The organism is Mesobaculum littorinae (genome assembly GCF_004011175.1).
Classification (GTDB): domain Bacteria; phylum Pseudomonadota; class Alphaproteobacteria; order Rhodobacterales; family Rhodobacteraceae; genus Tranquillimonas; species Tranquillimonas littorinae.
On record NZ_RQXX01000001.1, the window covers coordinates 184,395 to 204,911 of the forward strand.

Here is a 20,517-nt window from a genome sequence, read left to right on the forward strand (position 1 = left end):
TTGTGGGCCGCTTATACGCAAGGCCGGTGGCCGTGAAAAGCCGCTGCCATGCCTTTGTCGCCCCGCGACGGGGCAGAAGGGGCGTGTTTCTGCCGGAATTTTGCGCATTTCCCCGGGGGCGCGCGGCCGTCTTGTTTTTTACCGGATGATAAAATCCGGGGGCGTGCCAAGCTGATCGGGACAGCAAAGCGCAAGGAGACTGGGCCATGGAAACCGGCCGGACGACACCGGGCGTGGTAGCGGGACGGCTTCCACCCGACGCCTACGAGACGAATTTCGCCGATCTTCATCCGCGGTATGATCCGCACGAGGCACATGTTGCCGCGGACCGCTGCTATTTCTGCTACGACGCGCCCTGCATCACGGCCTGTCCCACCGCAATCGATATACCCCTGTTCATACGCCAGATCGCCACCGGCCTGCCCGAGGCTGCGGCGCGGACGATTTTCGACAGCAACATTCTGGGCGGCATGTGCGCCCGCGTCTGCCCGACCGAGACGCTGTGCGAAGAGGCCTGCGTGCGCGAGGCGGCCGAGGGCAAGCCGGTCGAGATCGGGCGACTGCAACGCTATGCCACCGACACGCTGATCGGGGCGGGGGTGCATCCCTATACCAGGGCCGCGCCGACCGGGCGTCGGATCGCCGTGATCGGGGCGGGGCCTGGGGGCCTTTCCTGCGCACACGGGTTGGCCCGGCGCGGTCACGACGTCACCGTGTTCGAGGCGCGGCCGCGTCCCGGCGGACTCAACGAATACGGCATCGCCTCTTACAAGACGCCCGACGGCTTTGCGCAGAAAGAGGTCGCGTGGCTGATGCAGATCGGCGGCATCACCATCGAATACGGGGCCGAGATCGGCCGCGACCGCAGCTTCGACGACATCCGCGCCGCGCATGATGCCGTTTTCATCGGCAACGGGTTGCGCGGTGTGAATGCGCTGGGGTTGGACGGCGAGGACATGGCGGGCGTCGAGGATGCCGTCGATTTCATTGCCCGGCTGCGGCAGGCGGGGGATCGCGCGGCGCTGCCCGTGGGGCGCGACGTGGTGGTGATCGGCGGCGGCATGACGGCGGTGGACGCCGCCATACAGGCCCGGCTGCTCGGGGCGCAGAACGTCACCATGGTCTACCGCCGGGGGGCCGAGCGGCTGAATGCGTCGGTCTACGAACAGAACCTCGCCCAGATCAACGGCGTACGCCTCATCACCGGCGCGGTGCCGGTGCGGCTGCACGGGGACCGTGCGGTCGAACGGGTCGAGTTCGCCTATACCTCGGACGAGGGCGGGCGGCTCGTCACCATGAACGACGGCTTCTGGCTGCCCGCCGACCAGGTGCTGAAGGCGATCGGACAAGTCATGCAGCCGCTGACGGCCGATCCCGAGGCGGCGCTCGATCTTGACGGGACCAAGCTGCGCACGGCCGGAACCGGCGCGGTCCCATCGCATCCCGGCGTCTTTGCCGGCGGCGACTGCACTGCGTCCGGCGAGGCGCTGACCGTCACCGCGGTGGCGCAGGGCCGCGATGCGGCGGCCGCGATCCACGACTACCTGACAGACGCCCAGCCAGCCCAGAAGGAGCCCGCGTGATGGCCGATCTTTCCACCGATTTTGTGGGTATCAAGTCGCCCAACCCCTTCTGGCTGGCCTCGGCCCCGCCCACCGACAAGGAATACAACGTCCGCCGCGCGTTCGAGGCGGGGTGGGGCGGCGTCGTGTGGAAGACGCTCGGCCTCGACCCGCATGTCGTCAACGTCAACGGCCCCCGCTACGGCGTCATCCACGGTGCCGACCGGCGGGTGCTGGGGATCAACAACATCGAGCTGATCACCGACCGCCCGCTTGAGGTGAACCTGCGCGAGATCAAGGCGGTCAAGCGCGACTATCCCGACCGCGCGATGGTCGTGTCTGTGATGGTGCCCTGCGAGGAATGGGCCTGGAAGGAGATCCTGCCCAAGGTCGAGGAGACCGGCGCCGACGGGATCGAGCTGAACTTCGGCTGCCCCCACGGGATGAGCGAACGCGGAATGGGGTCGGCCGTGGGGCAGGTGCCTGAATACATCGAGATGGTGGCGCGCTGGTGCAAGCAGACCACCCGCATGCCGGTGATCGTGAAGCTGACGCCCAACATCACCGATATCCGCCATCCCGCCCGCGCCGCGCATGCGGGCGGTGCGGACGCGGTCAGCCTGATCAACACGATCAACTCGATCACCTCGGTCAATCTGGACGCGATGTGCCCCGAGCCGATGATCGACGGCAAGGGGTCGCATGGCGGCTATTGCGGCGCGGCGGTAAAGCCCATCGCGCTGAACATGGTGGCCGAGATCGCGCGCGACCCCGCGACCGCGGGCCTGCCGATCAGCGGCATTGGCGGTGTCACCACATGGCGCGACGCGGCCGAGTTCCTGGCCCTCGGCGCGGGGTCGGTGCAGGTCTGCACGGCGGCGATGACCTATGGCTTCGGCATCATCAAGGAGCTGACGGCGGGGCTGTCGGAATGGATGGACCGCGCGGGCTACGACAACATCGCGGCGGTCACGGGCCGGGCGGTGCCCAATGTTTCGGACTGGAAGAACCTCAACCTCAACTACGTGACCAAGGCGCGGATCGATCAGGATCTCTGCATCAAGTGCGGTCGCTGCTATGCCGCGTGCGAAGATACCTCGCACCAGGCCATCGGCATGGGCCCCGACCGTACCTTCGAGGTGATCGACGCCGAATGCGTGGCCTGCAACCTGTGCGTCAACGTCTGCCCCGTGCAGGACTGCATCACCATGGAGCGGCTGCCGGCCGGGGCCACCGACCCGCGGACGGGCCGGGTGGTCCCGGCCGAGTTCGGAGACTGGACGACCCACCCCAACAACCCGGCGGCCCACGCGGCCGAGTGATCGCGGCGGCTCGGCGCCCGGGGTCTTGCGATACCGTCGCAAGGCCCCGCCGCCGCCTGCTTGCGGGCCACGGCGCGGCGCGAGGTCCGCAGCTGGCACGGGCCACGCGGGGGTGCCGACAGCGCGTGCCCACAGCGGCTGCGTGCACGCCCGCAGCGCGCAGGGGCGTGTCAGCTGCGCAGATCCACGGCCGGGGGCGCCTTGTCCGGGGCAAGGAAGCCCTGGATCCCCATGCGCCCCTCGGCATAGGGCACTTCGGCATAGGGGACGGGGGCGAAGCCGGTTTCCGGACCATCCTCCGCCGTCGGGTCTGCCAGGGAGGGCGCTGTTGCGGCACCGGGGGCGTCCCTTGCCCTGTCGGTGCGGTCTTCATCCTTGCCGAGATCCTCCTCTCGCGCGACGTCGAGCGGTTCGCGCATCCGGCGTTGGCTGTCGATGCGCAGCTGTTCCAGGATCGAACGGTCGAAGGTCGGTGGCGGCCCGGTCGGCGGATCGGGGTCCGGCGGCAGCAGCGACTGCGGCGCCGCGGGCGACGCCCGCAGGTCGCGGCCCGAGCCGGTGCGCCCGGCTTCGGCGCCGCGGTCGGCGGCGCGCACTCCGTTGATCCGGTAAAGGACATCCGCGTCGCGGGTCAGCACGCCAGAATGGCCCGCGAGCTTTTCCGACGCCGCGAGGGCGGCGCCAGGCCGATTGGAACGCAGTTGGTCGCCCTGAAACAAGTCCTGCATAGGCATGACAGGCGATATGGGTCCGGGCATCGCGACTCTCCGTAGCGAAGGCCCCCACAGGTGCCTTTTGCCAGACCGAATCTTAACAGCCGGTTAACGTCGCATCGCGCCCAACGTCCGAGATTACGCCCGGGATCGCGCCTAGGGCCGCAACGTCCGGCGGTAGATGGTATCCAGAAAGACCGCCGCGGCGTCGAATTGCGCAGCGCGTCCCTGCGCGAGGATCTCGTCGACCTGCACTTCGAAATCGGCGTAATGCTGCGTGGTGGCCCAGATCGAGAAGATCAGGTGGTGCGGGTCCAACGGCGCGATCCGCCCCTCGGCCTGCCACTGCGCGATCACCGCGCATTTCTCGTCGACCAGCGTCTTCAGCTCCCCGCCAATGCGATCGCCGAACCGCGGCGCGCCCTGCAGGATCTCGTTCGCGAACAATCGGCTTTCCCGGGGGTAGTCACGCGACATCTCCAGCTTGCGATGCACGTAGGCCAGGATCTGCTCGACCGGATCGCCCGCGGGGTCGATCGCGCGCAACGGATCGAGCCATGTCGTCAGAAGCGACGACAGAAGTTCGGCATGCATCGCGTCCTTCGACGGGAAGTAGTAGAGCAGGTTGGGCTTGGACAAACCTGCCGCGCGCGCGATCTGATCCAGTGTCGCCCCGCGAAAGCCGTGGGCGGAAAAGCAGTCGAGCGCGGCATCGAGGATGGCGCGCCGGTTGCGCTGCTGGATCCGGGTGCGGGGCGCGCCCCCCGTCCTGCCGTCACGCGTCATGCCATCTCCTGCCATGACCGGGGCGGCGCAAGCGAAGGTGTCCGCGCGATCCGACCCTGCATAAAATTCAACCAACGGACCCCCGGGGGCGACCATGGTCGCGGCACCGCGCGACAGGGGCGGAAATTCGTCCCGCCGCGCGGCCTTCGTGCTAGCGTGATCCTGACCGCACGGTCAAACATTTTGAGGCTGGCAGGGCCCCCGCGCGCCCCACCGGCAGGACGGCAAGAAGGAGCGGGCCATGGCGGCACCGGGCGAAAACCTGAAGATCGACAAGGACCGCCTGTGGCAGTCGCTGGAGGAGATGGCGCAGGTCGGCCCGGGCGTCGCGGGCGGAAACAACCGCCAGACCCTGACCGATGCCGATGCCGAGGGCCGGGCCCTGTTTCAGAGCTGGTGCGAGGCGGCGGGCTGCAGCATGGGGCTCGACACGATGGGGAACATGTTCGCCCGGCGCGAGGGCACGGATCCCGAGGCGCTGCCGGTCTACGTGGGCTCGCACCTCGACACCCAGCCCACGGGCGGGCGCTACGACGGGGTGCTGGGCGTTCTGGCCGGGCTCGAGGTCGTGCGCAGCCTCAACGACCTGTGCATCGCCACGCGCCATCCCATCGTGGTGGTCAACTGGACCAACGAAGAGGGGACGCGCTTCGCCCCCGCGATGCTGTCCTCGGGCGTCTTTGCCGGCGTGCACGCGCAGGACTGGGCCGAGGATCGCACCGATGCCGCGGGCGCGCGCTTCGGCGACGAGCTCGATCGCATCGGCTGGCGTGGTGAGGAGCCCGTGGGTGCGCGCAAGATGCAGGCCTTCTACGAGCTGCATATCGAACAGGGCCCGATCCTCGAGGCCGAGGGGCGGGCTATCGGCGTCGTCACGCATGGGCAGGGCCTGAGCTGGACGCAGGTGACGGTGACGGGGCGCGACGCGCACACCGGCTCGACCCCGATGCCGATGCGGCGCAACGCGGGTCTCGGCATGGCGCGCATCCTCGAGCTGGTCGACCGGATCGCCCTGTCGCATGCGCCCCATGCCGTGGGGGCGGCAGGGCATGTCGAGGTCTTCCCGAACTCGCGCAACGTCATCCCCGGGCGCGCGGTCTTCACCGTCGATTTCCGCTCGCCCGACGCGGAGGTCATCGCCGACATGGAAGCGCGGCTGGCCGAGGGCGCCGCGAAGATCTGCGCCGAAATGGGGCTGGAGCTGGCGCTGGAGCAAGTCGGCGGCTTCGACCCCGTGGCGTTCGACCCCGATTGCGTGGCCCGGGTGCGCGCCGCGGCCGAGCGTCTGGGACATACGCATATGGATATCATCTCCGGAGCGGGTCATGATGCCTGCTGGATCAACAGGGTTGCACCCACCGCCATGGTGATGTGTCCCTGTGTCGGGGGTCTCAGCCACAACGAGGCGGAAGAGATCAGCCCCGACTGGGCGGCGGCAGGTGCCGACGTCCTGTTCCATGCGGTGGTTGAAACCGCCGGCATCGTCGAGTGAAGGAGAGAGAAACGTGAAGATTTTGATGGCTCTGGCGCTGGCCACGGCGCCTGCCACATGCAACCTCGCCACCCCGCAGGAAGAAGAGCCCACGGGCCCCCAGCGGCTGACCGACATTTCGCCCGCCGCCATGGCGGCGCTGCCCGAGGGCATGGATCCGACCTTTCTGATCCGCGACGGCAACGGCTGCTACGGCATCGCGGTCGAGGCCTCGGATCCGCCGCGCGGCATCCAGCTGATCGACGACGCGGGCCAGCCCGTCTGCGACGCATGACCCCCTTCGCCTGAGCCCGATCCCCGAAAGGACGCGATATGAGCACTGTCATCCGCAACGGCACCATCGTCACCGCCGACCTGACCTACAAGGCGGACGTGCTGATCGAGGATGGACGTATCGCGCAGATCGGACAGGGGCTTGGCGGAGACGACGAGATCGATGCCACCGGCTGCTATGTCATGCCGGGCGGCATCGATCCCCACACCCATCTCGAGATGCCGTTCATGGGCACCTATTCGGCCGACAATTTCGACAGCGGCACCCAGGCGGCGCTGGCGGGCGGCACCACGATGGTCGTCGACTTCGCGCTGCCCGACCCCGGGCAGGGTCTGCTGGACGCGATCAAACGCTGGGACAACAAGTCGGCGCAGGCGCATTGCGACTATTCGTTCCACATGGCGATCACCTGGTGGGGCGAACAGGTCTTTGACGAGATGGCGCAGGTCGTGCGCGAACGCGGCATCAACACCTTCAAGCACTTCATGGCCTACAAGGGCGCGCTGATGGTCAATGACGACGAGATGTTCGCGTCGTTCCGCCGGTGCGCCGAGCTTGGGGCGATCCCGCTGGTCCACGCCGAGAACGGCGATGTCGTGGCGGACCTGCAGCGCAAGCTGATGGACGAGGGCAATACCGGCCCCGAGGGCCACGCCTATTCCCGGCCGCCGCAGGTCGAGGGCGAGGCTACGAACCGTGCCATCATGATCGCCGACATGGCGGGCGTGCCGCTTTATGTCGTGCATGTCAGCTGCGAGGAAAGCCACGAGGCCATCCGCCGGGCGAAGCAGGCGGGCAAACGGGTCTGGGGCGAGCCGCTGATCCAGCACCTGCTGCTCGACGAGGGCGAGTATTTCAACCACGACTGGGACCATTCGGCGCGCCGCGTGATGTCGCCGCCGTTCCGCAACAAGCAGCATCAGGACAGTCTCTGGGCGGGGCTCGCCTCGGGCACCCTGTCAGTGGTGGCGACCGATCACTGCGCCTTCACGACCGACCAGAAACGCTATGGCGTGGGAGATTTCACCAAGATCCCGAACGGCACCGGCGGGCTTGAGGACAGGCTGCCGCTGCTCTGGACCTACGGGGTGGCGACGGGACGGCTGACACCGAACGAATTCGTCGCCGCAACCTCGACCAACATCGCCAAGATCCTCAACATCTACCCGCGCAAGGGGGCCGTGCTGGTGGGGGCGGATGCCGATCTTGTCGTCTGGGACCCCGAGAAGGAAAAGACGATCACCGCCGGGGGGCAGGTCTCGGCCATCGACTACAACGTGTTCGAGGGCATCGCGGTCAAGGGCCTGCCACGCTTCACGCTGTCCCGGGGGCGGGTGGTCGTGAATGACGGAAAGTTGCAGAGCACGCCCGGCGCGGGCCGGTTCGTCAAGCGTCCTCCGAACCAGTCGGTCCACACGGCGCTGTCTACCTGGAAGGGCCTTACCGCCCCCCGGAAGGTTGAGCGCACCGGCATTCCCGCCAGCGGTGTTTGACCCTGCGCTGCGTTAGGGTTGCCGGGTAAGCCTCTGGGATTCTGCGTATTTTACGCATCTATCCCCGAAAGGGGCGGATTGCACGCCTCGTCTCAGGGACTTCTAACAAGTAACTGAAATATAAATATAATAGCTGCGTCGACCTCGACGTACGGCGCGACTGGCTGGTCCGTCAATCCAGGCCGCGCTTCTGCGCGTCTTCGGAAAGCTCCGACCACCATGCCGCGTAGCTTGAGGTCAAGGGCGCGCGGCGGGTTTCGTCGGGGGCGTCGTCGCTCCACCAGACCGGGCCGCGTTCGCCCAGGCGTCGTTTCGCGGCATCGACGGCGTCGCGCGCGTCGCGTGTCTCCCCGTCCGTGCCTGCCTCGCGAACGGCGCGCCGCGCCTGCATCAGCGCCTTTACCGCCGCCGCCCGGTCCTCTTCCGAAAGGCCAGGGTCGGTGCAGCGCCAGAGGCGCCCACGGGCGACAAAGTAGCGCCCGTCCGGGGTGCGGGGATAGTCCTTGCGGGACATGATGGGGGCTCCATCGTCACGAACAAAAAACGCCCGCTCCGTCGGGCGGAGCGGGCGAATGCAGGGATCGCAACCGACCGGCATGGCCGGCCGATTGCGGTGGTTCCCTGGATCAGTATTCGTCCATCGCCTCGATCTCTTCCCGAGTCGATTCGCTGTAAAGGCGGATGTCGCTTCCGTCTTCGCTGCGCTGGATCGACAGGGTTTCGAAGGGCAGCTCGACCGAGCGTTCGCCCAGGCCCAGGAACCCGCCGACGCCGACCACGGCGCTGCCGATCTGGTCGCCGTCGAGCACCAGCTCTTCGACGTCGCCGATGCGCTCGTCGTTGGTGCCGTAGACCACCGTGTCTTCCAGGTCCTCGGCGGTCAGCTCGTCGATCGCGACCTCAGTGTAACCTTCGCGCACGGGCAGGCCGCTCGCGGCCGGGGTGGCGTCGGTTTCCTCGGTCATCTCGGCTTCGGTCTCTTCGACGGTCGCCTCGGCGTCGGCCGCGGCTTCTTCCGCCTCGGTCTCGGCTTCGTCAGCCATCGACTGGTCGTCTTCGGACGCCTCGGCGCCCTCTTCCTCGATGTTCACCTGAGCGTCCGACTGCTGCACATCGATCTGGGCGTCTTCGCCTTCCTCGACCTGCACCTCGGCCTCTTCCTGCGACACGTCGACCTGGGCGCCGTCGGCCTCTTCCACGGTCACGACCGGCTCTTCCTGCTCGATCTGGACCTCGGGCTCTTCCTGTTCGCCCATCGTGATCTGAGGCTGCGCCTGCTCGACGACGATCTCGGGCTCGGATTCCTCGACCACGACGCTGGGTTCGGGGCGCACGAAACGCACGACCGGCTCGGGCTGCTCGACCGAAACCTCGGGCTGCGAGGCGTCGACGCTCACGTCAGGCTCGGGCATCTGGATGGTGACGACAGGTTCGGGGATGTTGACGGTGACGACCGGCTGGGCCTGTTCCACGGTCACGGTGGGGGCCTGCTGTTCGACCGTCACTTTCGGCTGCTGCTGCTGCACGCGCACTTCGGGCTGCGGCTGCTCGACGGTGACCGTCGGCGCTGCCTGGTCGACGGTGACGTTCGGATCGTCGACGTCGACGTTCACCTGCGGTTCGGGCTGTTCGACGATCACCTGGCCGCCTTCGACCTCGGTCTCTGCGTCTGCATCCATGTCGCTTTCGGCACCCGAGGCGTCGACCTCTTGGGTCGCCTGCGCGGCGTCGGTGTCCATATCTTCTTCGGTGTCCTGCGCCATTGCGCCGGATGCGACGAGGGCGGTCAGAGCTACCGAGGCCATCATGGTCTTGAGGGTCATATCTGTCTCCCGTTTACGTGAATTACGGTGAGGGAACCGGGCGGGCGCGGTCATGTTCCGAAATCACCGCGTCGATTGAACCGATCTTAAACCAGCGCAACTTTAGGTAATTCACCCATATTTTTAGGGAACATCGTGCTCGCGGGGAGATGTGCACGATTTCATTAACGAAAAACCGCCCCACAGGGATGCAGGGCGGTTTCGTATTAAGCGGATCGCCGCCCGTATTGTTGCGCCGGATTTTGCCGGCGCTCGTGGTCAGCGGCGATTCATACGGTTTGCGATCAGGTCGTCGACGACCTCGGGCTCAGCAAGGGTCGACGTGTCGCCCAGGCTGCCATAGTCGTCCTCGGCGATCTTGCGCAGGATGCGGCGCATGATCTTGCCCGACCGGGTTTTAGGCAGGCCCGGCGCCCATTGCAGCAGGTCCGGCTTGGCGATCGGGCCGATCTCGTTGCGCACCCACGCCTCAAGCTCCTTGCGCAAGTCGTCCGAGGGCTCTTCCCCGTTCATCAGCGTGACATAGGCGTAGATGCCCTGGCCCTTGATGTCGTGGGGGTAGCCCACCACCGCGGCCTCGGCCACCTTGGCATGGGCCACCAGCGCGCTTTCCACCTCGGCCGTGCCCATCCGGTGGCCCGACACGTTGATCACGTCGTCGACGCGCCCGGTGATCCAGTAATAACCATCGGCATCGCGGCGGCAGCCATCGCCGGCGAAGTAGTAGGTCTTGTACTGCGAGAAATAGGTCTCCTCGAACCGCTCGTGATCGCCCCAGACGGTGCGCATCTGCCCCGGCCAGCTGTCCGCGATGACGAGGACCCCCTCGCAGGCCGTCTCTTCGATCAGCTTGCCGCTTTCGGGCTCCAGCACCGCGGGTTGAACGCCGAAGAACGGCAGGGTGGCTGATCCGGGTTTCGTTGGCGTGGCGCCGGGCAGGGGGGTGATCATGTGGCCGCCGGTTTCGGTCTGCCACCACGTGTCGACGATGGGCAGGCGGCCATGGCCGACCTTTTCGTTGTACCAGGTCCAGGCCTCGGGGTTGATGGGTTCACCCACCGTGCCCAGAACCTTGAGCGTCGACAGGTCGGCGGCGTCGACAAGGTCGTTGCCCTTGCCCATCAGCGCGCGCAGCGCCGTGGGCGCGGTGTAGAACTGCGTCACCTTGTGCTTGTCGATGATCTGCCAGAACCGCCCCGCGTCGGGATAGGTGGGCACGCCTTCGAACATCACCGTGGTCGCCCCGTTGGCCAGGGGGCCGTAGACGATATAGCTGTGCCCGGTCACCCAGCCGACATCGGCGGCGCACCAGAAGACGTCGCCGTCGTGGTAGTCGAAGGTGTACTGGTGCGTCATGGACGCGTAGGCGAGGTAGCCGCCAGAGGTGTGGACGACGCCCTTGGGCTTGCCGGTCGAGCCCGAGGTATAGAGCACGAAGAGCGGATCCTCGGCCCCCATCGGGCGCGGCGGGCAGTCGGGGGCCACGTCCTCCATCATCGCCTTCACGTCGACGTCGCGGTCGGCGATCCAGGTGGTCTGGTCGCCGGTATGCTTCACGACGAGGCAGCGCACCTTGTCCGAGCAGTGCAGCAGAGCGGCATCGGTGTTCGATTTAAGCGGCGTGCGCTTGCCGCCGCGCGGCGCGGTGTCGGCGGTGATCACCAGCTTGGCCCCGCAGTCGTTGACGCGGTTGGCCAGCGCGTCGGGCGAAAAGCCCGCGAAGACGACCGAATGGATCGCGCCGATCCGTGCGCAGGCCAGCATGGCATAGGCGGCCTCGGGGATCATCGGCAGGTAGATCACCACGCGGTCGCCCCGCATCACGCCCTGGCTCAGCAGCACGTTGGCAAAGCGGCAGACCTTTTCGTGCAGCTCCCTGTAGGTGATGTGCAGGGCTTCGGCGTCGGGCTCGTCGGGCTCCCAGATGATCGCGGTCTGGTCGGCCCGCGTGGCCAGGTGCCGGTCGACGCAGTTCGCCGCGACGTTCAGGATGCCGTCCTCGAACCACTTGATCGAGATGTTGCCGGGCTCGAAGGAGGTGTTCTTGACCTTCGTGTAGGGCTCGATCCAGTCGAGCCGCTTGCCCTCATCGGCCCAGAACCCCTCGGGGTCCGTGACCGAGCGGGCATACATCTCTTCGTACCGGGCCTTGTCGGCATGGGCGGTTTCGACCAGGCCCGGATCGGGCGCGAAGGTCTTGGGTTGGTCGAGCATCGGTTTCCTCCCGCTAATCTTGGCAAGGTCCGTGGCCTGCGGTGGCCCGGGCCCCCGGGGGACGCGCGCGCGGCGCGGCCCGTCAGATGGCCAGATATTCGGCCCTGAGCTTTTCGTTGTCGAGGACCTCTTGCGCCGATCCGTCGTAGACCACCGACCCGGTGTCGAGGATCACGGCACGATCGGCCAGTTTCAACGCCGCGACGGCGTTCTGTTCGACGATGATCGTGGTGATCCCCTGGTCGCGGATCAGGTTCAGCGTCTTCGCGATCTCCTGCACGATGACGGGCGCGAGGCCTTCGTAGGGTTCGTCGAGCAGCAGAACCTTGATGTCGCGCGCCAGGGCCCGCGCGATCGCCAGCATCTGCTGTTCACCGCCCGACAGCGTCACGCCCTCCTGCTTGCGCCGTTCGCCCAGGCGCGGAAACAGCTCGTATAGCCGGTCGAGGGACCAGCCCACGGGCGGCGCGATCTGCGCCAGTTGCAGGTTCTCCTCGACCGTCAGTCCGGCGATGATGCGCCGATCCTCGGGCACCAGGGCGATGCCCGCCGCCGCGGCCTCGTAAGATTTCATCTTGTGCAGGGGCTGGTGGTCCAGCCAGATCTCGCCGCGCTTCAGCTCGGGCGTGCCGACCCGCGCGATGGTGCGCAGGGTCGAGGTCTTGCCCGCCCCGTTGCGCCCCAGCAGAGCCAGGATCTCGCCCTCGTGGACGTTGAAGCTGACGTCCTGCACGATGAAGCTTTCGCCGTAATACCCTTCGATGTTCCACACCGACAGAAAGGCCGGGGCGGTCACTGCGTGGTTGGCGTTGGGGTTCCAGTCCTCGGAGGTCGTGGGGGCGTTCATGGGGGTATCCTTGTCGGCCATCAGTGGGCGGCTTCGCCGAGGTAAGCTTCCTGCACCTTGGGGTGGCCCTTGATGCGGTCGGGCGTGTCCTCGACCAGCGGCGTGCCCTGGGCCAGAACGGTGATCCGGTCGGCCAGCGAAAACACGACGTGCATGTCGTGTTCGATGATCACCATGGTGATGTCGCGCTTGGTCCGGATCTCGCGCAGAAGCTCGATGGTGTTGTTGGTGTCGGCCCGCGCCATGCCCGCGGTGGGCTCGTCCAGCAGCAGAAGGCGCGGGTTCTGCGACAGGCACATCGCCATTTCAAGCCGCCGCTTGTCGCCGCGCGACAGGCTGCCGGCCAGCAGGTCGCGCTTGTCGGCCATGTTGACGTCGTCGAGCATCTGCATCGCGCCGTCGACAACCTTGCGTTCGCGCGCGACGCTTTCGAAGGCGTGCATGCGGAATGACCCGTCGCGCTTGGCAAAGATCGGGATCATCACGTTTTCCCAGACCGACAGGTCGGCAAAGATCTCGGGCGTCTGGAACACGCGGGAAATGCCCATCTGGTTGATCTCGTGCGGCTTGCGCCCCAGCACTGACTGGCCGTCGAACATGACGCTGCCGGTGTCGGGAATAAGCTTGCCGATCAGGCAGTTGAGCAGCGTCGACTTGCCCGCGCCATTGGGGCCGATGATCGCGTGGCACGAATTCTCGGCGATACTCAGGTTGACGTCGCCGAGCGCCTGCAGCCCGCCAAAGCGTTTGCCCACGTTCTTGACTTCGAGAATGCTCATCACCTTACTCCGCCGGTTGCTTGGATGCGGCGCGGGCCTCTGGGTCCCCGGCCTTGCGGTTGCGCCGCCCCACGACGCCGCGGATGCGCCGCCCGCCCTCGACCAGCCCGCCGGGCAGGAAGATGACGACCAGCATGAACAGAAGCCCCAGCGTCAGGTGCCAGCCCTTGCCCACGAAGGGATGCACGAGCGTGACCAGCGCCGTCTCCAACCCGTCGGGCAGGGCGCCGAACCAGGTGTGCAGCACGCTGTCGTTGATCTTCGAGAAGATGTTTTCGAAGTACTTGATGAAGCCCGCGCCCAGCACCGGCCCGATCAGGCTTCCCGCGCCGCCGAGGATGGTCATGAGCACGACCTCGCCCGAGGCCGTCCACTGCATCCGCTCGGCCCCGGCCAGCGGGTCCATCGCGGCCAGAAGCCCGCCGGCCAGACCCGCGTACATGCCCGAGATCACGAAGGCCGCCAGCGTGTAGGGCCGGGTCGACAGACCCGTGTAGCTCATCCGCTGCTGGTTCGACTTGACGGCCCGCAGCATCATCCCGAAGGGCGAGCGGAAGATGCGGATCGACAGCCAGAAGGCCACCAGCATGATCAGCCCGGACATGTAGTATCCCGCGTTCAGCTGAAATTCCCACGGGCCCGCAAAGATCGTCGTGGTCGCACGCATGTCGATGCCGAAAAGGTTGGTGGTCGGTAGCGATCCGGTCGCGGCCGGGTCGAAGATGCGGGGATCGGACAGCGACAGTTGCAGCCCCGTTTCGCCGTTCGTCAGCGGCGTCAGGACCGAATAGGCCAGCGCAAAGGACATCTGCGCGAAGGCCAGCGTGAGGATCGAGAAGTAGATGCCCGAGCGGCGCAGCGACACGTAGCCGATCAGGGCGGCGAAGAGCCCGCCCACGACCACTGCCAGCACGATGGCGGGAATCACGTTCATCGACAGAAGCTTGAACATCCACACCGCGGCATAGGACCCGGCACCGAGAAAGGCGGCATGTCCGAAGGACAGGTAGCCCGTCAGCCCGAAAAGGATGTTGAAGCCGATGGCGAAGATCCCGAAAATCACGAAGCGCTGCATCAGGTCGGGATAGCCCGCGTTGAACTGCGCCAGCGACGACGCCTGCGGGAAGGGGTTCAGGATCACCGGCGCCAGCAGGACGAGCAGGGCGACGACGATCAGCAGAATGGTGTCCTTGCGGCCAAAGCTCTGCATGGAATTACTCCTCCATCACGCCGCGGCGGCCCATCAGGCCGCGCGGGCGGGCCAGAAGGACGATGATCGCGACGAGGTAGATGATGATCTGGTTGATGCCGGGGATCAGGTCGATCACCGCGGTCATCGAGGCGAAGCTTTCGAGGATGCCCAGAAGGAACCCGGCCAGCACCGCGCCGGCCAGCGACCCCATGCCGCCCACCACCACGACGACGAAGCTGAGGACCAGGAAGTCCATCCCCATGTGGTAGTTGGGCGCATTGATTGGCGCGTACATCACCCCCGCCAGTCCCGCGACGGCGGCGGCGATGCCGAACATCGCGGTGAAGCGGCGGTCGATGTTGATGCCGAGAAGGCCCACGGTTTCGCGATCCGCCATGCCCGCGCGGACCACCATGCCGAAGGTGGTGTAGCGCAGGAAGGCGAAGACCGCGGCGATGATGATCGCGGCGAAAGCGAAGTAGACCAGCCGCCAGTAGGGATAGATGATGGTGTTCGGGTCGAAGCCCACGAGGACGCCGAAATCGAACGACCCCCGGAACGCCTGCGGCGCGGGGGTGGGGATCGGATTGGCGCCGTAGAAGGCTTTGATGATCTCCTGCAGCACGATGGCCAGCCCGAAGGTTACGAGGATCTGGTCGGCATGGGGGCGCTTGTAGAAATGCTGGATCAGCCCGCGCTCCATCACCACGCCGACGATCAGCATGACCGGAATCGCGAAAAGGATCGCCAGCGGCACCGCCCAGTCGACGATCGCGGCGCCGGTGCTTTCGCCGAACCACAGCACGACATAAGGCGTGTCGACCTGCATCGGGTTGCCCAGGAAATCGGTGCGCGTCTCGTCGATGGTGGTCTGGCTGAGCGTCAGGATGCGCTGCAGCGTCACGGCGCAGAAGGCGCCGATCATGAACAACGCGCCATGGGCGAAGTTCACCACCCCCAGCGTGCCGAAGATCAGCGTCAGGCCGAGAGCGATCAGCGCATAGGCCGACCCCTTGTCTAGGCCGTTGAGGATCTGAAGAAGTATCGCGTCCATCTGGGGTCCGTCTGTCTGTGCGATTGGTCAGGGCGGCAGGTCACTGCGGCAGGTCGCTGCGGCGGGGCAATGCGGTCGGGCAGGTGGGGTATCAGGTCAGCGGGTCAGGCCAGTGAGGTCAGGGGCGGCGAGGTCCGGCCAGCTTGGTCCGGCGAGCATGATCAGGCTGGCGAGGTGTGGGCGTTGGCGGCCCACGCCCCCGGGTCACGGGGCCCGCGACGATCATTCGGCCCAGGCCGGATCGGGGGCGCGCCAGGCCGGCGCGCCCCCTGCGGGACCTCAGGCGCCGGGGTTGCATTCCCCCAGCGCGCCGCCGGCGAACATCGGGTGATCGGGCTCGTAGGTGACCTGTTCGGTCGGCGTCGCCTCGATGATCTCGACCAGATCGAACTCGTTCTCCGGGTTCTCCTTGCCGCGGGTGACGACGACATCCTTGAAGCACTGGTGATCGGCGCCGCGGTACAGCGTGGGGCCGTTGCCCATGCCATCGAACTCGAAATCCTCGAGCGCCTCGGCCACGGCGCAGGGGTTGAACGACCCCGCGCGCTGCACCGCGTCGGCGTAAAGCAGCGTCTGCACGTAGCAGGTATGCGCGGCCTGGCTGGGCGGGAAGCCGTATTTCGTGCCGAAGCTCTGGGTGAAGGCGTTGGTGCCGACATAGCGGCTGCCAAGCTCGTTCTCGAGCTTCCAGTCCCAGTTCTGGCTGCCGGGGATCCCGGCGATGTTGCGCCCCGCGCCGCGTGCCATCAGCTCGGAATAAAGCGGCACGACGATCTCGAACTGCTTGCCGTTGGCCTGCGCCTCCTTCAGCCCGAACTGCACGGCGTTGGTCAGCGAATTGACCATGTTGCCGCCGTAGTGGTTGAGGAACAGCACGTCGGCGCCCGAATTCAGGACGGGCGCGATGTAGGACGAGAAATCCGTCGCGGCGAGCGGGGTGAGCACATTGTTCACCGTCTCCCAGCCCAGGTCTTCGGTCACGGCCTGCATCGATTCCTGCGTGGTCCAGCCCCAGGTATAATCGGCGGTCAGGTGATAGGCGCGGCGGTCGGTGCCATAGAGGCTTTCCAGCACCGGCCCCATCGCGGCGCCCGACTGGTAGGCGTTGAAGAAGTGGCGGAAGCCGTTCGCCTTCTTGTCCTTGCCGGTGGTGTCGTTGGAATGGGTCAGCCCCGACATGAAGATCACGCCGGCCTCCTGGCAGAGGCCCTGCACCGCCACGGCCACGCCCGAGGACGAGCCGCCCGAGATCATGATCGCGCCGTCCTTCTCGATCATCGACCGGGCGCTGGCACGGGCGGCGTCGGACTTGGTCTGGGTGTCGCCGGTCACGAAGGCCACGCGCTTGCCCATGATGCCCGTGCCGTCGAGGTTCTTTTCAGAGAAGGTCTGCAGCATGCCGCCGTCGCCTTCGCCGTTCAGGTGTTCGACGGCCAGTTCGAAGGCGCGCAGCTCGTCCGCGCCCTCGTCGGCATAGGGCCCGGTCTGCGGCACGTTGAAGCCAAGGGTCACCGTGTCGCCCGTCGGCGCATTGGTGAACCCTTGGCCCTGCGCCCAGGACGCACCGGTAAAGATCGTGGGCATGGCAAGGCCCGCCCCGGTGGCCGCACCGGTGCGCAACAGCCCGCGGCGGGTGAAGGTCGCTTTGGTCATGAATGTCCTCCCGTTTGATTGGGCGCGCGGGCTCTCCTCCTCAAAAGACCCGACCGCACCATGCTCCTTTTACGGAACTGACCTCAGGATGGGGCGCCGGTGAAAACATCGCAACAAGTATGCGGAACCGTTGAATTATTTTGTAAATAACTGAACAATCATGGCGGGTGCTGTGTAAATTTCTTTTCCCGCGGGTGCAGAAAGCCGCTGAGGCGAGAGGGTTTTTCGATGTCGGCAGGAGAGCGGGACAACCGGGGAACCGGGGGGCGGATCCGGGCGCGGCGGTTGGACCTGGGGATCCGGCAGGCCGGACTGGCGGCGCGGTTGGGGATCTCGGCCTCCTACCTCAACCTGATCGAACATGATCGGCGCAGAATCGGCGGCAGGTTGCTGAACGCCATCGCGCGCGAATTGGACACCGAGCCGGGCGTGCTGGCCGAGGGGGCCGAAGTCGGGTTGCTCGACGCACTGCGCACCGCCGCGGCCATGGTCCGGCACGACGCGGCGCCGCATGGGGGTGCGGCCGCGGGGGGCGAGGCTGCCGTCGCTGCCACCGCCGCTGTCACCGACGCTGCCGGCCGCGCGGGGGCAGCCGGTCCGGGGCCCGCCGCGCGGCCGGCCAGCCTTGCGGAGCCGGGATCCCCGCCCGAGCTGGATCGGCTTGAGGCCTTTGCCGCCGCCTATCCCGGCTGGGCGGGGCTGCTGGCTGCGCAGGCGCGCCACATCGCGCAGCGTGACCAGGCCCTGGCGACGCTCAGCGACCGGCTGACGCATGATCCCTTCCTGTCGGAATCCATGCACGCGCTTCTGTCGGCCGCGACCTCGATCCGCGCGACGGCGACGATCCTGCGCGATGAGCCCGAGCTCGAGCCCGACTGGCGCGCCCGGTTCCACCGCAACCTCGACAGCGACGGGCAGCGTCTTGCCGACACGGCTCGCGCGCTTGCGGCCTATCTCGACGGCGCCGCCGACCCCGCGCAGGCAGCGGCCGCCAGCCCGCAGGAAGAGGTCGAGGCCTGGCTCGCCGCCCGCAACTATCGCCTGCCCGAGCTGGAGACCGAACTGGAGCCCGGGCTGAACCCCGACGCGGACCCGCACGACGTCTTCGACCCTTCGGGCCCAGGCCGTGCCCATGTGCGCGACACCGGCGCCGATAGCCCCGCGGCCGCGTCCGGTGACGCAGGCGCGCAGCCACAGCAGCGGTCGCCCGGCGCCGTGCCGACGTCTCCGCCCGGCTTCGCTGCGCTTCTGTCGGCACCCGACGCGCCGCAAAGCGCGGCGGGGCGCGCGCTGGCCCGGGCGCACCTGTCCCGGGCGCGGGACGAGGCCCGGGCGATGCCGCGCGCCGCCCTTCTGGCCGAGCTTGCGCACGGGATCGATCCGGCGCGGATCGCGGCGCGCTTCGGCGTCGGCCCGGGCGCGGCACTACGGCGGCTGGGCGGGCTGGAGGCTGCGGCCGCCGGGCGTCCGTTCGGCCTGATCCTTTGCGACGGGACGGGCACGACGACCTTCCGCCGTCCGCTGGACGGGTTCGCGTTGCCGCGGTTCGGGGCGGGCTGTCCGCTCTGGCCGCTCTATCAGACGCTGGGCCGTCCCGGCTGGCCCTTGCGTGCCGTGCTGGAGCTGCCCGGTCAGCCCGCCCGCCGCTTCACCGCATGGGCGGTGGCCGAAACGCGGCGCGCGGGCGGCTTCGACGGGCCCGAGATCGTCGAGGCGGCGATGCTTCTGACCCCCGGGGCCGACGCGTTGCGAACCTTGGGCGGCGCAGACTCCGGCCCGCCGCCGCCGGACCCGGTCGGTACGAGCTGCCGCATCTGTCCCCGCGGGGGGTGCCTAGCCCGCCGCGAACCATCTGTCCTGGCAGCGTCGGAGGAGGGCGGCGGCCTGTCCTAATACGACCGGGCGCACCGTCACCGTCACCGCGACCGGTCCGGCCCGACGCAGGCCTGCGCCTCCGCGTGCTGGGCCTTCGTGTGCCGACCCGTCGCGGGCGGGCTTTCGGATGCCTGACCTCGGAGATCTGCCTTGCATTAAAAAACGTCGGCGGCAGGCTCGCGGCGTTTTGACAGGGGCCCGACTGCTTGCCATAGTCGCATCGCGCGGTAGGAATGCAACCTGGCCGCGTGGCGGGGCCGGAGGAGGGCCGCGCCCCGGAGAACCGTGCATCCGTCGGGAGGAGGAGCCCGCATGGGCCGACGTGTCCTTCTGGTCGAGGACGAGCCGAACATCATCGAGGCGATCCGCTTCATCCTGTCGCGCGATGGCTGGACGGTCGAGGCCCGCTCGGACGGGCAGGGAACGCTCGACGCGGTGCGGCGCAGGCGGCCGGATCTGGTGATCCTCGATGTCATGCTGCCCAATCGCTCGGGCTATGACGTGTTGCGCGACCTGCGCGACGACCCGCAGCTTTCGGGGCTGCCGGTGCTGATGCTGACTGCCCGCGGCCAGAAGAAGGACCGCGACCTGGCCATGAGGCTGGGGGTCAGCCGCTTCATGACCAAGCCGTTTGCCAATGCCGAGATGCTGACCGCCGTCCGTGACCTCGCCGGGGGCTGAGATGGCGGCCCCGCGCGAGCCCGTGTTCCTGGAGCGGCAAAACTATCGCCGCCGCCGCCTGATGGACGCCGCGCGCCTGCTGCCGTGGCTGGGGGCGGCGGTGTTCGCCGCGCCGCCGATCTGGGGCGCCGCGGGGTCGACAGCCCTGCGCGGTCTTTACGTCTTTGCCGTCTGGGCCGCGCTGATCGCGGCTGCCTTTATTCTGTCGCGCCGTCTCGTCGCGCCCGCATCCGAGGGGCCGGAGGGCGGGGCGGCTGCGCCGGACCCCGACCCGACGCCCCGCCGCCCCGGGGACGCGCCGGCGATCGGCCCCGAGGATCAGGGCCCGGGGACGGTCGGGCCGGCATCGCGGGGTCCCGCCGGCCAGTTCCGCGACGACCACACCTTCGCCGGCCATTCGCCCGAAGGCCAGCTCTGCGCGGACCGACTGCCTGCGGACCAAGCCCCGGGTGGTCCGCGACTGGCCCCGTCGGGCGGTCCTGCGGTGCGCCTGGCGGGCGCGGGTCGGACGGCCCCGTCTGCCATCTGTCTCGACATGCACCACAAGGGCGACCCGGCGCGCCGGGACGCGGATGCAGGCCCCGTTGCACGGGCCGGCGACGGGACGGTCAGGGATCGTCCGGCCATCTCCGAGCCTGCACGCCCGGCTGCGCCCCGTGGGGGTCGCGCCAAAGAGAGCCCCGGCGCGGGCGACGTTGCCGCGGCCAGGTCCGCCCGCGGAGGCCGGGCGTGACGCTGGGCTTCAACCTGCTGGTCG

General features: G+C 67.8%; 18 protein-coding genes. 8 read left to right on the top strand and 10 right to left on the bottom strand.

All coding sequences use genetic code 11. The features are described from left to right. Nucleotides 1–206 precede the first annotated feature (206 nt). Nucleotides 207–1,583 carry an NAD(P)-dependent oxidoreductase gene (locus EKE94_RS00940; protein ID WP_127904737.1) on the top strand — a complete coding sequence of 459 codons (1,377 nt, stop codon included), beginning with the start codon at nucleotides 207–209 and terminating at the stop codon, nucleotides 1,581–1,583. After that, complete coding sequence (gene preA / locus EKE94_RS00945) at nucleotides 1,583–2,884, top strand: NAD-dependent dihydropyrimidine dehydrogenase subunit PreA (RefSeq protein ID WP_127904738.1); 1,302 nt, start codon at nucleotides 1,583–1,585, stop codon at nucleotides 2,882–2,884. The genes EKE94_RS00940 and preA overlap by 1 nt, the downstream gene beginning before the upstream one ends. A gap of 170 nt (nucleotides 2,885–3,054) precedes the next feature. On the opposite strand, the gene EKE94_RS00950 is transcribed toward preA, so the two are convergent. Further along, a complete protein-coding gene (locus tag EKE94_RS00950) occupies nucleotides 3,055–3,522 on the bottom strand; it encodes a hypothetical protein (RefSeq protein ID WP_127904739.1) in 468 nt (155 codons plus the stop codon). A 231-nt stretch (nucleotides 3,523–3,753) separates the two neighbouring features. Further along, nucleotides 3,754–4,383, bottom strand: coding sequence for a TetR family transcriptional regulator C-terminal domain-containing protein (locus EKE94_RS00955; protein ID WP_127904740.1), 630 nt, complete (start codon nucleotides 4,381–4,383; stop codon nucleotides 3,754–3,756). Between the two features lie 241 nt (nucleotides 4,384–4,624). Here EKE94_RS00955 and EKE94_RS00960 point away from each other — a divergent pair, with 241 nt between their 5' ends. Genes EKE94_RS00960 through hydA form a run of 3 tightly spaced genes read left to right on the top strand, consistent with a single transcriptional unit; the run spans nucleotide 4,625 to nucleotide 7,642 of the window. Continuing rightward, on the top strand, nucleotides 4,625–5,875 hold the full coding sequence (locus EKE94_RS00960) for a Zn-dependent hydrolase (protein WP_127904741.1): 1,251 nt from the start codon (nucleotides 4,625–4,627) through the stop codon (nucleotides 5,873–5,875). Nucleotides 5,876–5,888: 13 nt separating this feature from the next. Continuing rightward, nucleotides 5,889–6,149, top strand: a complete 261-nt coding sequence (locus EKE94_RS00965) for an SH2 domain-containing protein (protein WP_127904742.1) — start codon at nucleotides 5,889–5,891, stop codon at nucleotides 6,147–6,149. Between the two features lie 38 nt (nucleotides 6,150–6,187). Next, the gene (gene hydA / locus EKE94_RS00970) at nucleotides 6,188–7,642 is read left to right on the top strand and encodes a dihydropyrimidinase (protein WP_127904743.1); all 1,455 of its coding nucleotides are present in this window, start codon (nucleotides 6,188–6,190) and stop codon (nucleotides 7,640–7,642) included. A gap of 172 nt (nucleotides 7,643–7,814) precedes the next feature. Here the strand turns inward: hydA and EKE94_RS00975 are convergent, their stop codons facing one another. The 8 genes from EKE94_RS00975 to EKE94_RS01010 form a co-directional block, all read right to left on the bottom strand. Beyond that, nucleotides 7,815–8,156 (bottom strand): hypothetical protein, encoded by a 342-nt coding sequence (locus EKE94_RS00975; protein ID WP_127904744.1) that lies wholly within the window; start codon nucleotides 8,154–8,156, stop codon nucleotides 7,815–7,817. Between the two features lie 112 nt (nucleotides 8,157–8,268). After that, the gene (locus EKE94_RS00980) at nucleotides 8,269–9,465 is read right to left on the bottom strand and encodes a PRC-barrel domain-containing protein (RefSeq protein WP_127904745.1); all 1,197 of its coding nucleotides are present in this window, start codon (nucleotides 9,463–9,465) and stop codon (nucleotides 8,269–8,271) included. Nucleotides 9,466–9,723: 258 nt separating this feature from the next. Next, nucleotides 9,724–11,679, bottom strand: a complete 1,956-nt coding sequence (gene acs, locus EKE94_RS00985; RefSeq protein WP_127904746.1) for an acetate--CoA ligase — start codon at nucleotides 11,677–11,679, stop codon at nucleotides 9,724–9,726. A gap of 82 nt (nucleotides 11,680–11,761) precedes the next feature. Continuing rightward, nucleotides 11,762–12,526: an ABC transporter ATP-binding protein gene (locus tag EKE94_RS00990; protein WP_127904747.1), complete on the bottom strand. Its 765-nt coding sequence runs from the start codon at nucleotides 12,524–12,526 to the stop codon at nucleotides 11,762–11,764. Between the two features lie 20 nt (nucleotides 12,527–12,546). Next, the gene (locus tag EKE94_RS00995; RefSeq protein ID WP_127904748.1) at nucleotides 12,547–13,305 is read right to left on the bottom strand and encodes an ABC transporter ATP-binding protein; all 759 of its coding nucleotides are present in this window, start codon (nucleotides 13,303–13,305) and stop codon (nucleotides 12,547–12,549) included. A 4-nt stretch (nucleotides 13,306–13,309) separates the two neighbouring features. Beyond that, nucleotides 13,310–14,515 carry a branched-chain amino acid ABC transporter permease gene (locus EKE94_RS01000; protein ID WP_127904749.1) on the bottom strand — a complete coding sequence of 402 codons (1,206 nt, stop codon included), beginning with the start codon at nucleotides 14,513–14,515 and terminating at the stop codon, nucleotides 13,310–13,312. A 4-nt stretch (nucleotides 14,516–14,519) separates the two neighbouring features. Further along, the gene (locus tag EKE94_RS01005; RefSeq protein WP_127904750.1) at nucleotides 14,520–15,551 is read right to left on the bottom strand and encodes a branched-chain amino acid ABC transporter permease; all 1,032 of its coding nucleotides are present in this window, start codon (nucleotides 15,549–15,551) and stop codon (nucleotides 14,520–14,522) included. 279 nt (nucleotides 15,552–15,830) lie between these two features. After that, nucleotides 15,831–17,204: a substrate-binding protein gene (locus tag EKE94_RS01010; RefSeq protein WP_127904751.1), complete on the bottom strand. Its 1,374-nt coding sequence runs from the start codon at nucleotides 17,202–17,204 to the stop codon at nucleotides 15,831–15,833. Between the two features lie 228 nt (nucleotides 17,205–17,432). On the opposite strand from EKE94_RS01010, the gene EKE94_RS01015 reads away from it, so the two are divergent. The 3 genes from EKE94_RS01015 (at nucleotide 17,433) to EKE94_RS18840 (ending at nucleotide 20,493) form a co-directional block, all read left to right on the top strand. After that, the gene (locus EKE94_RS01015; protein WP_127904752.1) at nucleotides 17,433–19,097 is read left to right on the top strand and encodes a helix-turn-helix domain-containing protein; all 1,665 of its coding nucleotides are present in this window, start codon (nucleotides 17,433–17,435) and stop codon (nucleotides 19,095–19,097) included. A 294-nt stretch (nucleotides 19,098–19,391) separates the two neighbouring features. Further along, complete coding sequence (locus tag EKE94_RS01020; protein WP_127904753.1) at nucleotides 19,392–19,760, top strand: response regulator transcription factor; 369 nt, start codon at nucleotides 19,392–19,394, stop codon at nucleotides 19,758–19,760. A 1-nt stretch (nucleotide 19,761) separates the two neighbouring features. Continuing rightward, complete coding sequence (locus EKE94_RS18840; protein WP_235855852.1) at nucleotides 19,762–20,493, top strand: hypothetical protein; 732 nt, start codon at nucleotides 19,762–19,764, stop codon at nucleotides 20,491–20,493. Nucleotides 20,494–20,517: the final 24 nt, after the last annotated feature.

Excerpts from the sequence above, each read along its gene's own strand:
- EKE94_RS18840 (WP_235855852.1), top strand. The coding sequence starts at position 19,762 with ATGGCGGCCCCGCGCGAGCCCGTGTTCCTGGAGCGGCAAAACTATCGC.
- EKE94_RS01010 (WP_127904751.1), bottom strand. The coding sequence starts at position 17,204 with ATGACCAAAGCGACCTTCACCCGCCGCGGGCTGTTGCGCACCGGTGCG.
- acs (WP_127904746.1), bottom strand. The coding sequence starts at position 11,679 with ATGCTCGACCAACCCAAGACCTTCGCGCCCGATCCGGGCCTGGTCGAA.
- EKE94_RS01015 (WP_127904752.1), top strand. The coding sequence starts at position 17,433 with ATGTCGGCAGGAGAGCGGGACAACCGGGGAACCGGGGGGCGGATCCGG.
- preA (WP_127904738.1), top strand. The coding sequence starts at position 1,583 with ATGGCCGATCTTTCCACCGATTTTGTGGGTATCAAGTCGCCCAACCCC.
- hydA (WP_127904743.1), top strand. The coding sequence starts at position 6,188 with ATGAGCACTGTCATCCGCAACGGCACCATCGTCACCGCCGACCTGACC.
- EKE94_RS00990 (WP_127904747.1), bottom strand. The coding sequence starts at position 12,526 with ATGAACGCCCCCACGACCTCCGAGGACTGGAACCCCAACGCCAACCAC.
- EKE94_RS00940 (WP_127904737.1), top strand. The coding sequence starts at position 207 with ATGGAAACCGGCCGGACGACACCGGGCGTGGTAGCGGGACGGCTTCCA.
- EKE94_RS01020 (WP_127904753.1), top strand. The coding sequence starts at position 19,392 with ATGGGCCGACGTGTCCTTCTGGTCGAGGACGAGCCGAACATCATCGAG.
- EKE94_RS00955 (WP_127904740.1), bottom strand. The coding sequence starts at position 4,383 with ATGACGCGTGACGGCAGGACGGGGGGCGCGCCCCGCACCCGGATCCAG.
- EKE94_RS01005 (WP_127904750.1), bottom strand. The coding sequence starts at position 15,551 with ATGGACGCGATACTTCTTCAGATCCTCAACGGCCTAGACAAGGGGTCG.
- EKE94_RS01000 (WP_127904749.1), bottom strand. The coding sequence starts at position 14,515 with ATGCAGAGCTTTGGCCGCAAGGACACCATTCTGCTGATCGTCGTCGCC.
- EKE94_RS00975 (WP_127904744.1), bottom strand. The coding sequence starts at position 8,156 with ATGTCCCGCAAGGACTATCCCCGCACCCCGGACGGGCGCTACTTTGTC.
- EKE94_RS00960 (WP_127904741.1), top strand. The coding sequence starts at position 4,625 with ATGGCGGCACCGGGCGAAAACCTGAAGATCGACAAGGACCGCCTGTGG.
- EKE94_RS00980 (WP_127904745.1), bottom strand. The coding sequence starts at position 9,465 with ATGACCCTCAAGACCATGATGGCCTCGGTAGCTCTGACCGCCCTCGTC.
- EKE94_RS00995 (WP_127904748.1), bottom strand. The coding sequence starts at position 13,305 with ATGAGCATTCTCGAAGTCAAGAACGTGGGCAAACGCTTTGGCGGGCTG.